Consider the following 14804-nt stretch of genomic DNA (forward strand, 5'->3'; position numbering starts at 1 on the left):
ACGCTCACGCCTCCCCCGTCCACTCCGGCTCTCCGGCTTCGTCTGCCTCCTCCGCCTCCCCGAACACGGCCCGGTACGCGGGGAGTTGCCACAGTTCCGCGTGCGCCCCCATCGCCCGGATGCGGCCGCCGTCGAGCCAGGCCACCAGGTCGGCGCGGGCCGCCGTGGTGGCCCGGTGGGCGATGATCAGGCGGCTGGACTCGGGGGTGTGGCGCAGCAGCGACTCGGCGATGCGGTGTTCGGTGACCGTGTCGAGGCTGGACAGCGCGTCGTCGAGGACGAGCAGCCGCCCGCCGCGCGCGAACGCCCTTGCCAGGCCCAGGCGTTGGACCTCGCCCCCGGAGAGCGGGGCCTCGGTGCACGGCGTTGCGTACCCCTCGGGCAGGCTGCGCACGAAGGCATCGGCACAGGCGGCGCGGGCGGCCGCACGGATGCGGGTGGAGCCCTTCGGGCCCGCTTGGCCCGGCGCCGGGAGCCCCAGACCGATCGTGCCCTCGATGGTGGCGCCGAGCAGCGCGGGCCGTTCGAAGGCGTAGCCGACGGCACGGCGCAGCTCCTCGTGGCCGAGCTCGCGCAGGGGCACGCCGTCGAGGAGCACGGTGCCCTCGTCGGGGTCGGCGAGGCGGCCCACGAGGGCGGCGAGCAGTGACTTGCCCGCCCCGGAGCGGCCGACGACGGCGAGGGTGTGTCCGGCGGGCACGACGAGGTCGACGCCGTCGAGGACGGTGCGCTCCCCGCGGCGCGCCGTCACGCCGCGCAGCTCCACCTTGCCCTTTCCGGCCGGGAGTTCGGATGTCCCGTATGCCGTGACGGGTTCCGTGAGGACCTCGTCGAGGCGCCGTCCGGCGGTCCTGGCGCGCACCAGGGTGGAGAGCTGGCCGACGAGGACGCCGATGCCGGTGGCGAGCATGGCGTAGCGCGAGGCGGCCAGCACGTCGCCGAGGGAGACCCGGTGGTTCATGAGGAGGTGGCCCGCGACGGCGAGGACGCCGAGCTGGAGCAGGGGCGCAACCGCGAGGGCCTGGGCCTGGGAGCGGCCCTGGACCCGCCACATCCGGTGGCCCTGGCGGGAGAGTTCGGGCAGCGGCCGCAGCACGCGGGCCTCTTCCTTGGTGTGGGTGTGCGCGGCGGCGATGGTGCGGGCGCCGCCGATCGCCTCGGTGAGCAGCCCCGCGATCTCGCCCTGGGTGTGCTGGTAGCGGGCGACGCAGTCGGTCGAGGCGCGGGTGAACGCCTTGAGGACGAGGGCCAGTACGGGCGCTCCGCCGAGGAACACGGCGGCCAGCCAGGGGTCGATGAGGCCGAGCGCGACGACGGCGCCGAGCGGGCCGACGAGGGCGGCGAGCAGCGCGGCGAGGGTGGCGGGCGCGGCGCCCGCCTGGTTGGCGTTGCCGATGAGCCGGGCGACGAGGTCGCCGGGGGTGAAGCGGGCGGTGGCGCGCGGCCCGGCGCCGCACACCTGGCGCACGAGGCGCTCGCGCATCCGGGCGGTGGTGCGGGCGTTGGTGGTGCCGGTGAGGACTTCCTCGCAGCCGTCGAGCAGGGCCATGCCGCCGACGAGGGCCGCGCAGGCGAGCACCCAGCGGGTGGCGTCGGCGCCGGCGACCAGGCGGTCGAGGGCGTGCCCGATGGCGAGCGGGAGGATCAGGTTGGCGCCCGCGACGGCGACGGTGAGCAGGCACAGGACCGCACAGCGGCGCGCGCTCGCCCGCAGCTCGGTGCGCACCATGTGGTCGGGGCCGACTGGGGGGTCCACCAGAGGAGTTGCCATAAGCGGTCGGGGGCCTCGCGTCCGGGGTGGGGAGACGGTGGCGGGGAGACAGGAACCGGGCGGACCTCCTGGGGGAAGTGCCGCCCGGACCCGTCGTCATGACGGCGCGTCAGCGCAGTGGACGCCGCGCGTCGATGGCGCTACAGCGGTGGTTGTCGGTCAGAGGCACAGGACGACGCTGGCCGCGCTCCAGCAGAGCAGCAGGCTCGCGACGCTGCCGCCGCCACCGCCGCCGCCACCGGTGACCTCTTCGGTCTCCATCGTCTGCAGGTCCAGAAGCGACATGGTGTTCCCTTTCTCGATGTGAAGCGTGCGGTTGCGGTTCAGAGACAGACGGTGACGCTGACGGCGCTCCAGCAGAGCAGCAGGCTGGCGACACTGCCGCCGCCACCGCCTCCGGTGACCTCTTCGGTCTCCATCGTCTGCAGGTCCAGGAGCGACATGGTGTTCCTCTCTGTTCGGGGATGCGGGGACGTTCCGTGCGGTGGTGCGGTCACGACTCCGCGGCCCCTGGACCAGGGGTGCGGAGCCGGTTCTGGGGCCGCTCGGGCGGCGGCAGGAACGGCACGTGCGGGGTGTGCGGGCCGTCGCCGAGCGTCGCGCCGAGCGCGAGCAGGCAGCCGGCCGTCCCGGTGTGCAGATCCATGGAGAGGCGCATCATCTGGTCGCCGGGGAAGGCGAGTTGGCCCTGGTACGGCATCGTGAACCAGCCGAGCGCCTCGACCTGCGCGGCGACCTCGCCGGACGTGACGTCCGGCGTGGTGGTGCGGCCCAGGTGCAGCAGGAGCCCGGCCCGCCCGCGGAACAGCCCGGGCTGCACACAGAACCGGGCGCGCGCGGCGGCGAGGATGTCGGGGCGAGCGGCCTCGAAGCGTTCGTCGGGCCGGTGGGCGAGGTAGTCGTCGAGGACCATGCCGATGCCGACGCTGCCGTCGCCGAGGTAGGGCAGGGTGCGCCGGCCCTCGTCCACGGCGAGGCTGCCGTCGCGCTGCGGCACGCACCGGTCGAGGTCGGTGTGCAGGGCCCGCGCGGCCAGTTCGAGCAGTGCGGGGTCGCCCTCGCTCTCGTACAGGCGCAGGAAGAGCAGAGCGGAGCCGGTGGCGCCGTGCAGGAGTCCGGCGCGGGGGCGCTTCGGCGGGTCGGCGGCCGCCTGGTCGAGGCGTTCGCCGAGGATGTGCGCGGCCCGCAGGGCGTGGTCGCGCAGGGTGGGCTCGCCGGTGGTGTCCGCGAGGCCGTGCAGGACGAGGCCGAGGCCCGCGAGTCCGCCGTACAGGTGGGAGGGGAGCCGCTGCCAGTTCTCCCGGAGGATGACGTCGACGAGGTCGAGGGCGCGGCCGCGGTGACCGAGCGCGGCCAGGACGTGGGCGATGCCCGCGGCCCCGTCGTACAGGCCGAAGGGGGTGCCCTGCGGCACCGGGTCGGTGTGCCCCAGGAGCCAGCGCTCCCCTTCTTCGTAGGGCTCGGCCCCGGTCTGGTGGAGTGCGAGCAGGACCCCGGCGGCACCATGGGCGATGCCCAGTCCTCCCCCCTCGCTGAACTGGGCGATGTCGCCGGGGAAGAGGCGGTCGTCGCGGTCCGGTGTGGCCGCGGCGAGGATGGCCCTGACCATGGAGTCCCGGCTCGCGGGCCAGTCCCCCGGCTCGACGGGGGGACGCTCCCAGCTCACGGGCGAGGCGGTGGGGGCCGTGGGCGCGGCGCCGGGCCGCTCGATCTCGCGCACGGCCTCGTCGAGGAACTCCTTTGGTACGTCCGGGAATTCGGCGGCGACGAGCCGGGCGAGGTGTGCGGCCTTGCCCCGGTCCACGGAGAGCAGCGTGGTGAGCGGCAGGAACAGCGCGAGCCGCAGACAGGCGAGGGCGTACCGGTCGACGTCGGGTCCGGTGCGGTCGGCGGGCGCCACGAAGCCGGGGTGGGCGACGACCTGGCGGCCCGCCTCGCCGCCGGTGGTGGCGGCCTCGAAGTCGAGCAGCGCCACGGTCTTCTCGTCGGGGGCGACCATGATGTTGAACAGGTGCAGGTCGTTGAAGACGACGCCCCGTTCGTGCACGGCCGTGACGGCCTCCTCGACGGCGCGGTGCATGCGCAGCGCCCACTGGGTGTACTCGGCGACGTCGGCCGGGTCGGGGTCGCCGACGCAGAGCGGGTGGCGCTCGGCGTAGAAGGAGTTGAGGGTGCGGCCCTCGAGGAAGTCCATGACGAGGAAGCGGTGGTCGCCGAGGAGGAACCAGTCGCGCACCTCGGGTGCGACGCCGAGCCCCGACAGGGCTTCGAGGGCGTCGCGTTCGCGCTCCAGGCGGGTGACAGCGTCGGCCCCGTCGGCGGCGAGGCCCGCGTGCGGGCGGCCCTCCTTGAGGACGACCTTGCGGCCGTCGCGGGTGTCGGTGCCCACGTAGACGCCGCCGCCGTTGGAGAAGTGCAGCGCCTTCTCGATGCGGTACGGCAGGTCGGTCACGGTCGTCGTGTTGCGCGCGGCCAGGTGAGGTTCGAGGAACGGCGGCAGGGTCACCCAGGCGGGCACCTTGAAGACGGGGTCCCTGGTGTCGGGCACGAGCCGTCCCTCGCCGTCCTCGACGGCGGGCACGAGGTTGCCCTTCTCGTCGGCGCAGACGCGGCGCGTGAAGGCGCCGTAGCGGACGTACAGCGGGCCTTCGCCCCAGCGCAGGTCGGTGAGGATGTACGGGCCTTCGAAGCCCTCCAGGATCCTGCCCAACTCCCTCAATATCTGGTGGAGTTGGTCCTCGTCGGCGGGGTAGACCGTGACGGCCTTGCCGCTGCCGTCGCGGCCCGCGTACTTGCTGTTGCGCAGGTGCAGCAGCTGGCGGCTCGGCACGAACTTGAAGGGCACGGCGCGCGGCACGCAGTAGTCCCATACGGCGGCGGCGATCGCGTCCGCGTTGCCCAGGGTGGCGCTGACGTGCACCTTCCAGCCCTGCTGCGGGCCGGGCCTGGGCTCACCGGCGTCGTCGAGCGGGACGAGGGTGAGCCAGTCGCCGGCGCGCCGCTGCCGCCAGCCGGGCGGAACCGGCCTCTCAGCGGTGGCGAACTCCCCGGTGACGGAGGTGTTCTGGGTGCGCGAGGGGACGGAGAGCCGGTCCGGGGTCTCGTAGAAGTGCCTGTCGGCCAGACAGTAGACCTCGTACCGCTTGTCCATGGTGTCCCCTCCCTGCACGGCGTCGGGAGAGAGATTTCCAGGGCGCAAAGGGCGGGGACAGTCACGGCTGTCATCAGATCACCGTGCGGAACGCACGGGTAAAGTCGCGTTCGCCCGCGTTCGAGCGCACATCGAGCGCACGATGTTCACAATTCGCATACACATCGCAAACACCCAACGCCCCGAACGCGGGCGTGACTTGAACATGCCCCGGGCCAACTCAGGCTGACCGAAAGTCAGTCCTCCGGCGGGAACACCACTTCACCGCTGCCCAGAAGCGTGATCGTGATCGCCTCGACAGGGCAGCCCTCGGCCGCTTCCAGCACCTTTTCGTTGGCGTCGATCTCCGGGTCCGTCGGGTGCGACTGCCGGGCGGAGTCCAGCGAGAAGCGGCCCTGAGCCGTGCTCACGCACATGCCCGAGCCGATGCACACGGACCGGTCGACCTCCACGTGCCAGCGGTCCCCCATCAGGCACCCGCCCCGTCGTAGCCCGCCGGCAGGTGGATCATCTTGTGCTCCAGGTACGCACCGAAGCCCTCGGGCCCGAACTCCCGCCCCAGACCGGAGTTCTTGAAGCCGCCGAAGGGGCCCATCATGTCGAGGCTGAAGGTGTTCACGGAGTACGTGCCCGTGCGCACCCGGCGCGCAATGTCGATGCCGCGCTCGGTGTCGCCGGTCCACACGCTGCCGCTCAGTCCGTAGTCGGAGTCGTTGGCGATCTTCACGGCCTCCTCCTCGTCCCCGTACGGGAGCAGGCAGATGACCGGGCCGAAGATCTCCTCGCGGGCGATCCGCATCGAGTTGTCGACGCCGCCGAAGAGCGTCGGCTCGACGTACCAGCCGCGGTCGAGCCCGTCCCCCGTCGGACGCCCGCCCCCCGTAAGGATCTTGGCGCCCTCCTCCTGCCCGATGCGGATGTAGTCGAGCGAGCGCTGCTGCTGGCGCTGGGCGACGAGCGGGCCGAGCTCGGTGGCCGGGTCCATCGGGTCGCCGACCTTCAGGGCCGAGGCGGCCGCCGCGAACGCCTCCGCGAACTCGTCGTAGCGCGAGCGCGGCACGAGGATGCGCGTCTGGGCCACGCACGCCTGGCCATTGATCATCCACGCGAAGGGCACGATGCCCGCGACGGCGCCCGCCGCATCGGCGTCGGGCAGGACGATCGCGGCCGACTTGCCGCCCAGCTCCAGGGTGACCCGGGTGAGGTTCTTCGCGCAGACCTCCATGACGCGCTTGCCCGCCGCCACGGACCCGGTGAACGACACCTTGTCCACACCGGGGTGCCCCACGAGGTACTCGCTGACCTCCCGGTCGGCGCACAGGATCGAAAGCACCCCCTCGGGAAGTCCGGCCTCCCTGGCCATCTCGGCGAGGAGATAGGCGTCAAGGGGCGCCTCGGGCGAGGTCTTGAGGATCACCGGGCACCCGGCGAGCAGCGCGGGCGCGAGCTTGGCGGCGGCGGTGAACTGCGGGACGTTCCACGGCACCACGGCCGCCACGACCCCGACCGGCTCGCGCCGCACGAGCAGCTTGCCGAGGACGCCGTCGCGCGGCTCCTCGTAGGTGAAGTCGCGGGCGATGGCGATGGCCGCGTCCCACACCATCATCGAGGAGAGCGCCTGCACCATGATGCTGGCAGTGAAGGGGGTGCCGTTCTCGGAGCTGATGGTGCGCGCGATCTCCTCGTGCCGCGCCGCGAACAAGTCCTTTATTTTACTGATGACTTCGATGCGCTCCTCGACGGTCATCCGCGGCCACGGACCCTCTTCGAACGCCTTGCGCGCGGTGGCCACGGCCCGGTCCACATCGGCCGGGGCGGCGTGCGGCACCCGCGCGAAGACCTCGCCGGTGTGCGGCGAGACCACCTCGATGACGTCCCGGCCGAGCGGATCGACCAACTCCCCGCCGATGACGAGCTGTCCGTATTCCTTGATGTCCGCGCGTTCCGTCATGGTGACTGCCTCCTGCGGCCCGTGCCGCTGCTGACGCCGTCCTACGCTGTCTGACACTGTTTCAGAACTGATACCAGTTCTAGTTATAGTGAGCAATGGCCGCGCGGCCACCGTGAGTTGACAACGAGAGACGGGGGCACCCCATGACAGAGGTGACCGGACCGCAGGTGACCGACCACGGCGGGGGCGTGTGGAGCATCAAGGTGCCCATCCCGGACAACCCCCTCGGCCACACCCTGGTCCACCTCGTCGACACCGACGCGGGCCCGGTCCTCGTCGACACCGGCTGGGACGACCCGGACTCCTGGGCCACCCTCACCGCCGGGCTCACCGCCTGCGGCGTGGCCGTCGAGGAGGTGCACGGCATCGTCATCACCCACCACCACCCCGACCACCACGGCCTGTCCGCGAAGGTCCGCGAGGCGTCCGGGGCCTGGATCGCGATGCACGAGGCGGACGCGGCGGTGGTGCGCCGGATGCGCGAGTACCCGGTCCAGCGCTGGTACGGGTACATGGCCGACAAGCTGCTCGCGGGCGGCGCCCCCGCCGAGCACGTCGCACCGCTCCTCGCCGCCCGCGACGCGGGCCGCACCCCGAGCCTCCCCGGCGCCCGCGCCGCGCTGCCCGACCGCGCCATCACCCCCGGCGAGCTGCTCACCCTGCCCGGCCGCAGGCTGCGCGCGATCTGGACCCCGGGCCACACCCCCGGCCATGTCTGCCTCCACCTGGAGGAGGACCACCCCGCCCAACTCCCCGGCCACGGGCGCCTGTTCAGCGGCGACCACCTGCTGCCCGGCATCACCCCGCACATCGGCCTGTACGAGGACCCGGACGACGAGACGGTCACCGACCCCCTCGGCGACTACCTCGACTCCCTGGAGCGCGTCGGCCGCCTGGGCGCCGCCGAGGTGCTCCCCGCCCACCAGCACGCCTTCACCGACGCGCAGAGCCGGGTGCGCGAGCTCCTGGCCCACCACGAGGACCGGCTGCGCGACCTGGCGACCCTCCTTGCCACCCCGCTCACCCCGTGGCAGCTCGCCGAGCGCATGGAGTGGAACCGGCCCTGGGAGCAGATCCCGTACGGCTCCCGCAACATCGCCGTCTCGGAGGCGGAGGCTCATCTGCGGCGGCTCGTGAAGCTCGGCCGGGCGGAGGCCGTGGTGGGGAGCGACCCCGTCACATACGTGGCGGTGTAAGGAGCGGGCAACGGAGGGGCGGCGTACGGGCCGGTAGAGTGGGCCCGTCGTCATCATGCCCGTACGGGGGGAAGCCGGTGGAAATCCGGCGCTGACCCGCAGCCGTGAACCGTGTTCCGCACAGTGAGCCGGAATGCCTCGTACGGAACGTGACCGGCTCGCGCCATCGGGACGTCCGATGGCCGGCACCGTCGAGGCATACGGAGCCGGAGCCGCCCGGAGCCCGTGTCCGCACGCGCCCGTGCTGCCCCGCTCCCCGCAGGGAGAGGCAACCCGCCGCATCATGAACGTTCGCCGCAGCTCAGCGGTCCTGGCCGCCGTGGCCGCAGCTGTCGTCGTCGGATCGGCCGCTGCGCCGGCCGCCGTCGCGGACAGCGCGAAGCCCTCGCCCTCCACCGCCCCGCTCCCGTCCGGTCTGTACGGCAAGGGCGACCCCAAGGCCGACGGCGTCTTCCGCCAGTCGTACGCCCTGCTCGCCCAGGACACGGCGGGCGTCAAGCCCGCGGCGAAGGCCGTGGACTGGCTCACCGGCCAGCAGTGCGCGAGCGGCGGCTTCGCGGCCTTCCGTGCCGACGTCTCCGAGCCCTGTGACGCGAAGACGCCGGTCGACAGCAACTCCACCGCCTCCGCCGTGCAGGCCCTCGCCGCGCTCGGCGGGCAGGACAAGACGGTGAAGAAGGCCATGTCCTGGCTGAAGTCGGTGCAGAACCAGGACGGCGGCTGGGGCTACAACCCGGGTCTGAAGAGCGACGCGAACTCCACCAGCCTGGTCATCGGCGCCCTCGCGGCGACCGGCGAGAAGCCCGCGTCCACGAAGTCCCAGGACGGCAAGTCCCCCCTGGACGCGCTGGCGAAGCTGGCGATGGACTGCGGCAAGGACGGCGGCGCCTTCGGTCTCGCCGACTTCAAGACCGGCAAGCTCTCCCCGAACGCGGACGCGACGGCGGCGGGCGTGCTCGGCGGCCTCGGCCAGGGCCTCGTCGTGAAGCCCGGCGCCAAGCAGGACTCCGCCCCCAAGTGCGCCAAGGCGACCGACTTCGGGCAGGCCACCGTCAACGGCACCGGCTACCTCCTGAAGACCCTCGCCGAGGACGACCACCTGACGTCCACGCTGCCGGGCTCCGAGGACCAGCCGGACTACGGCAACACCGCGGACGCCGTGGTGGCCCTCGCCGCCGCCGGCCAGCAGGAGCAGGCGAAGAAGTCGGCCGACTGGCTGGCGAAGAACGCCGCGGACTGGGCGGAGAAGTCCGGCAGCCCCGCCGCCTGGTCCCAGCTCGTCTTCGCCGCCCACGCCGCCGGCCTCGACCCGCGCGACTTCGGCGGCACCGACCTCGTCAAGGCGCTCAACGCGACGGGCCCGGCCCCGCAGGCCGACGCGGGCTCGGCCGACAGCGACAAGAAGAAGGACAGCGACGACGACGGCGTCAGCGTCTGGTGGATCGTCGGCGTCGGCCTGGTCTTCGGCTGCGGCATCGGCTTCCTGATCAGCGGCCGCAACAAGAAGAACAAGCTGTGACGACGGCGCGGAGCACGGCGACTCGGGCCACGGCGACGCGGGTCACGGCGACGCGAGCCGCGCGGGTCACTGCCGCGCGGGTCACCGCGTTCCTCGGGGCGCTGCTCGCCGCGGCCCTCGTGCTGCTCACCGCCGCGCCCGCCGCCCAGGCCGCCGGGTACCGGTACTGGTCGTTCTGGGACCGCGACGGCAAGCAGTGGGCGTACGCCACCCAGGGGCCCTCGACCGCGCGGCCCGACGACGGGGACGTGCAGGGCTTCCGGTTCGCCGTCTCCGCCGACTCCAAGGACGACGCCGCCCAGCCGCGCGGCGCCGCCGACTTCGCCGCGATCTGCGCGAAGACGCCCGCCGAGGACGGCCGCAAGCGGATCGCGCTCGTCCTGGACTTCGGCACCCCGGGCGACGCCCCCGGCGGTGAGACGCCGCCGAAGCCGCGTACCGCCTGCGCCCGGGTCGCCGAGGACGCGACGACCGCGGAGGCCCTCGCTGCGGTCGCGAAGCCGCTGCGCTACGACAACAACGCGCTGCTCTGCGCCATCGACGACTACCCGAAGAAGGGCTGCGGCGAGCAGGTCTCCGGCGACGGCCGTAAGGACTCGACGAAGCCGGCCGCGGCGGACAAGAGCGGCAAGGACGACGACGGCGGCCCCTCCGTGGGGCTCATCGCGGGCGGGGCGGCCGTCGTGCTGCTCGGCGCGGCCGCGATCTGGCAGGCCCGCCGCCGCCGCGGCTGACGCGGGCGCCCAGGACACGCACGATGACAGCTGTGGCCCGTGACCGCCGCGTCCGCGGGATGCTCGCCCCCGAGGCGCACCGGAGCAACTCCCTGCATCCGGGCGCCTGGTGGGTGTGGGCGCTCGGCCTCGGCACGGCGGCGTCCCGCACCACCAACCCGCTCCTGCTCGGCCTCCTCATCGGCGTCGCCGGGTACGTGGTCGCGGCGCGCCGCACCTCCGCGCCGTGGGCCAAGTCGTACGGGGCGTTCGTGAAGCTCGGGCTCGTCGTGATCGGCATCCGGCTGCTCTTCGCGACGGTGCTCGGCTCCCCGATCCCGGGCACGCACATCCTCGTCACGCTCCCCGAAGTGCCGCTGCCCGACTGGGCGAAGGGCGTGCGGATCGGCGGCCGGGTCACCGCGGAGGGCCTCACCTTCGCCCTGTACGACGGGGTGCGCCTGGCCGGGCTGCTCATCTGCGTCGGCGCGGCCAACGCGCTCGCGAGCCCGGCCCGTCTCCTCAAGTCGCTGCCGGGCGCCCTGTACGAGGCGGGGGTCGCCGTCGTGGTGGCCATGACCTTCGCCCCGAACCTGATCGCCGATGTGCAGCGCCTGCGGGCCACCCGCCGCCTCCGCGGCCGCCCCGACCGGGGGATCCGGGGCCTGCTCCAGGTCGGACTGCCGGTCCTGGAGGGCGCGTTGGAGCGGTCGGTGGCGCTGGCTGCGGCGATGGACGCGCGGGGCTTCGGGCGCGCGGCACAGGTTCCGGTACGGGTCCGCAGGACCACGGCGGCCCTCACGCTCGGCGGCCTGATGGGCGTGTGCGCGGGCACGTACGGCCTGCTCTCGGCACAGGGCGCGGGCTACGGCCTGCCGGTCCTGCTGGCGGGGCTCCTCGCCGCGCTCGCCGGGCTCCGGCTCGGCGGCCGCCGCTCGGTGCGCACCCGCTACCGGCCCGATCCGTGGGGGTGGCGGGCGTGGCTGGTGGCCGGGTCGGGGGCGGCCGTGGGCGGCCTGACGATCTGGGCCTCGACGGTGGACTGGACGGCACTGTACCCGGGCGTCATCCCGCTGGTCGCGCCCTCCCTCCCGCTCTGGCCCGCGGCGGCGGTCCTGATCGGACTGCTCCCGGCGTTCGTGGCACCGGTGCCCGCGGCGGAGCAGCGCCCCGGCGGCGTGCCGGAGGCCCCCGACGCACGGCCCGCCGAGCCCGCTCCCCCGGTCCCTCCGGTGCACCGCCTGCGCCACTCCGCCCCGCCCGCCGACGCCCCCTCCGAGGAGACCTCCCGATGACCGCCATGATCCGGTTCGAGGATGTCTCGGTGACGTACGAGGACGCTCCGGGCCCGACCGTCCAGGGCGTCGAACTGACGATCCCCGAGGGCGAGTTGGTCCTCCTGGTGGGCCCTTCGGGAGTCGGCAAGTCCACGCTCCTGGGCACGGTGAGCGGTCTCGTCCCGCACTTCACCGGGGGCACCCTGCGCGGCCGCGTGACCGTGGCGGGCCGCGACACCCGCACCCACAAGCCCCGCGAACTCGCCGACGTCGTGGGCACGGTGGGCCAGGACCCGCTCTCCCACTTCGTGACGGACACGGTGGAGGACGAGCTCGCGTACGGCATGGAGTCGCTGGGCCTGGCCCCCGAGGTGATGCGCCGCCGCGTCGAGGAGACCCTCGACCTCCTGGGCCTCGCGGGCCTGCGCGACCGCCCGATCGCCACGCTCTCCGGCGGCCAGCAGCAGCGCGTCGCGATCGGCTCGGTGCTGACCCCGCACCCACAGGTCCTGGTCCTCGACGAACCCACCTCGGCCCTGGACCCGGCGGCCGCCGAAGAGGTCCTCGCCGTGCTCCAGCGCCTCGTCCACGACCTGGGCACCACGGTCCTGATGGCCGAGCACCGCCTGGAACGCGTCGTCCAGTACGCCGACCAGGTCCTCCTCCTCCCGTCCCCCACCACACCCCCCGTCCTCGGCGCCCCCGCCGAGCTGATGGCGATCTCCCCGGTCTACCCCCCGGTCGTCGGCCTGGGCCGCCTCGCCGGCTGGTCCCCCCTCCCCCTGACGGTGCGCGACGCACGGCGCGGCGCGGGACCACTGCGGGAGCGCCTGGCGAAGGCGGCGGAGCCAGGCGACCACGGCTCTCTCGGCGGCACCCAGCCGGACACGACGCCGACAGAACAACCGGCCACCCCCACCGACCCGCAGCCGCGGAACCGGCCTGGGGCGGGGACGCGGCGGTATGTCCGCCCGCAGTACAGCAACGAACCCACCACAGGCAAGGGTGTACAGAGAGAGCACCGCAGGCGTTTCGAGGACGGACATACCGCCGCGTCCCCGCCCCACCCCACGGCGACCGGGCGGCCCGAACCACCGGCTGCACCCTGGTGGTCCCGACTGCTCGGCCGTCGCCGGGCGGCAGCCCCGGCGGAAACAAGCCAGCCCACGGGAACGGGCCGACCGGCGGGAGCGGACCAGCCTCCACAAGCGGACCGCCCCGGCACCCCGCCACCCACCACGCTCCCCGCCCACGTCCAGTCCCTCGCCCTCCGCCGCGGCCGCGTCGAAGCCCTGCGCCGGGTCGATCTCCGTGCCGCGCCCGGCGAGACCATCGCGGTCATGGGCCGTAACGGGGCCGGGAAGTCCACCCTGCTCTCCGCTCTCGTCGGGCTGCTCGCGCCCACGGCGGGCAGCGTCCGCGTCGGCGGCGCCGACCCGCACCGGACGAGTCCGCGCGAGCTGCTGCGGCACGTCGGCCTCGTACCGCAGGAGCCGCGCGACCTCCTGTACGCGGACACGGTGGGCGCCGAGTGCGCGGCCGCCGACCGGGACGCCGACGCCGCGCCCGGGACCTGTCGCGCCCTGGTCTCCGAGCTGCTCCCGGGCATCCCGGACGACACCCACCCCCGCGACCTGTCCGAGGGCCAGCGCCTCACCCTCGCCCTGGCCATCGTGCTGACGGCCCGCCCCCCGCTGCTCCTCCTCGACGAGCCGACCCGCGGCCTCGACTACGCGGCCAAGGCCCGCCTGGTCACGGCCCTGCGCCGGCTCACCGCCGAGGGGCACGCCATCATCCTGGCCACCCACGACGTGGAGCTGGCCGCCGAGCTCGCGCACCGCGTGGTGATCCTCGCGGACGGCGAGGTCGTCGCGGACGGGCCGACGCCGGACATCGTCGTCTCCTCCCCTTCCTTCGCCCCGCAGGTCACCAAGATCCTGGCGCCGCAGCAGTGGCTGACCGTCGCCCAGGTGCGGCGGGCGCTGGGGGTGCCGTCGTGAACACGCCCTCCCCCGAGAAGGGAAGCCCCTCCCTAAAGAAGGGAAGGCCCTGCCCAGAGAAGGGAAGGGCAAAGACCGCGACGGCCCAGGCTCAGGCCCAGGCCCGGCCCATCCGCCTCGGCAAGCGCTCCGTCGCCGCCCTCGCCCTCGTCAGCGCCGTCGGCGTGGTCGCCTTCGGGTGGCCGCTGCTCGCCGGCCCCGACTCGGGCCTGAACGCGCACGCGCAGGACGCGCCCTGGCTGTTCGCCGCGCTGCTCCCCCTTCTCCTCGCCGTCGTCGTCGCGACCATCGCCGACGTCGGGCTCGACGCGAAGGCCATCGCGATGCTGGGCGTGCTCGCCGCGGCGGGGGCGGCGCTGCGGCCGCTGGGCGCGGGCACCGCGGGGATCGAGCCGATGTTCTTCCTGATGGTGCTGAGCGGCCGCGTGCTCGGCCCCGGCTTCGGCTTCGTGCTCGGCGCCCTGTCGATGTTCGCCTCCGCGCTGCTGACGGGGGGCGTCGGGCCGTGGATGCCGTTCCAGATGCTCTCGATGGGGTGGGTGTGCATGGGCGCGGGCCTGCTCCCGGGCCCGAACGTCCTGCGCGGGCGGCGCGAGCTGTGGCTGCTCGCCGCGTACGGAGCGGTCTCCTCCGTCCTGTACGGAACGGTGATGAACCTCCAGGGCTGGCCCTACCTCGGCGGCCTGGCCACCGGCGTCTCCTTCGTGCCCGGCGACCCGCTCGCCGACAACCTCGGCCGTTTCATCGCGTACTGCCTGACCACCTCCCTCGGCTGGGACCTGCCGCGCGCGGTCGTCACGACCCTGCTCAGCCTCGCCCTCGGCCCCGCCGTCCTGAAGGCACTGCGCCGGGCGACCCGGCGCGCGGCCTTCGAGGCGCCCGTCACATTCGAGCCCCCGAAGCCGTGAGCGGCGACCACCCCTCCGTGACGAAAAGGGTCCCGGCTCCGTGAGGCGGCCCACAGGACCTTGGTCCTCTACTAAGCACCCACGTAGCGGGCTTCCTTTGATGCGCACGCGTCAAAACCCTATCTGACCTGCACATTGAGACCCTCGTCACATGAAGGACATTCCGCGCGAGTGCGACTCCCACTAGTAAAAGGGGTCATTGCGGCGGGGTAACAGCCCTGCTTCTCTGGATGAGTCGCACGGCGCCGACGAGCCCACCCGGGCCTCGGCGCCGCCGCATGTCCCCCACGTCCCCCGTGTTCCCCGGCGTGCCCGCGA

12 protein-coding genes and 1 riboswitch are annotated in these 14804 nt (G+C 73.6%); of the genes, 6 read left to right on the forward strand and 6 right to left on the reverse strand.

Annotated features, from left to right (window positions below):
- Window positions 1-4: 4 nt before the first annotated feature.
- The 6 genes from ACFWYM_RS18330 to ACFWYM_RS18355 form a co-directional block, all read right to left on the reverse strand.
- Entirely contained in the window at window positions 5-1771 is a 1767-nt protein-coding gene (locus ACFWYM_RS18330; RefSeq protein WP_384837518.1) for an ABC transporter ATP-binding protein, read from the reverse strand.
- Between the two features lie 159 nt (window positions 1772-1930).
- Window positions 1931-2056, reverse strand: coding sequence for a SapB/AmfS family lanthipeptide (locus ACFWYM_RS18335; protein WP_384837521.1), 126 nt, complete (start codon window positions 2054-2056; stop codon window positions 1931-1933).
- 38 nt (window positions 2057-2094) lie between these two features.
- Complete coding sequence (locus ACFWYM_RS18340) at window positions 2095-2214, reverse strand: SapB/AmfS family lanthipeptide (RefSeq protein ID WP_384837524.1); 120 nt, start codon at window positions 2212-2214, stop codon at window positions 2095-2097.
- Window positions 2215-2264: 50 nt separating this feature from the next.
- Window positions 2265-4922 (reverse strand): class III lanthionine synthetase LanKC, encoded by a 2658-nt coding sequence (lanKC, locus tag ACFWYM_RS18345; protein ID WP_384837527.1) that lies wholly within the window; start codon window positions 4920-4922, stop codon window positions 2265-2267.
- Window positions 4923-5158: 236 nt separating this feature from the next.
- Window positions 5159-5392: a ferredoxin gene (locus ACFWYM_RS18350; protein WP_384837530.1), complete on the reverse strand. Its 234-nt coding sequence runs from the start codon at window positions 5390-5392 to the stop codon at window positions 5159-5161.
- On the reverse strand, window positions 5392-6873 hold the full coding sequence (locus ACFWYM_RS18355; protein WP_384837533.1) for an aldehyde dehydrogenase: 1482 nt from the start codon (window positions 6871-6873) through the stop codon (window positions 5392-5394). Before ACFWYM_RS18355 ends, ACFWYM_RS18350 begins: the two co-directional genes overlap by 1 nt.
- 143 nt (window positions 6874-7016) lie before the next feature.
- Between ACFWYM_RS18355 and ACFWYM_RS18360 the strand changes: the two genes are divergently transcribed.
- The 6 genes from ACFWYM_RS18360 to ACFWYM_RS18385 all read left to right on the forward strand — a co-directional run bounded on the left by ACFWYM_RS18360 (window position 7017) and on the right by ACFWYM_RS18385 (window position 14486).
- Complete coding sequence (locus tag ACFWYM_RS18360) at window positions 7017-8069, forward strand: MBL fold metallo-hydrolase (protein WP_384837536.1); 1053 nt, start codon at window positions 7017-7019, stop codon at window positions 8067-8069.
- 68 nt (window positions 8070-8137) lie between these two features.
- Window positions 8138-8207, forward strand: a riboswitch (cobalamin riboswitch).
- 145 nt (window positions 8208-8352) lie between these two features.
- A complete protein-coding gene (locus ACFWYM_RS18365) occupies window positions 8353-9588 on the forward strand; it encodes a prenyltransferase/squalene oxidase repeat-containing protein (protein WP_384837539.1) in 1236 nt (411 codons plus the stop codon).
- A 101-nt stretch (window positions 9589-9689) separates the two neighbouring features.
- Window positions 9690-10322, forward strand: a complete 633-nt coding sequence (locus tag ACFWYM_RS18370) for an SCO2322 family protein (protein ID WP_384837610.1) — start codon at window positions 9690-9692, stop codon at window positions 10320-10322.
- Window positions 10323-10345: 23 nt separating this feature from the next.
- Entirely contained in the window at window positions 10346-11596 is a 1251-nt protein-coding gene (locus ACFWYM_RS18375) for an energy-coupling factor transporter transmembrane component T (protein ID WP_384837542.1), read from the forward strand.
- Between the two features lie 5 nt (window positions 11597-11601).
- Window positions 11602-13578: an ATP-binding cassette domain-containing protein gene (locus ACFWYM_RS18380; RefSeq protein ID WP_384837613.1), complete on the forward strand. Its 1977-nt coding sequence runs from the start codon at window positions 11602-11604 to the stop codon at window positions 13576-13578.
- Window positions 13575-14486, forward strand: coding sequence for an ECF transporter S component (locus ACFWYM_RS18385; protein WP_384837545.1), 912 nt, complete (start codon window positions 13575-13577; stop codon window positions 14484-14486). Before ACFWYM_RS18380 ends, ACFWYM_RS18385 begins: the two co-directional genes overlap by 4 nt.
- The last annotated feature ends 318 nt before the right edge of the window (window positions 14487-14804 follow it).

The sequence above is a fragment of the Streptomyces sp. NPDC059009 genome, from assembly GCF_042740175.1.
Taxonomy (GTDB): Bacteria; Actinomycetota; Actinomycetes; order Streptomycetales; family Streptomycetaceae; genus Streptomyces.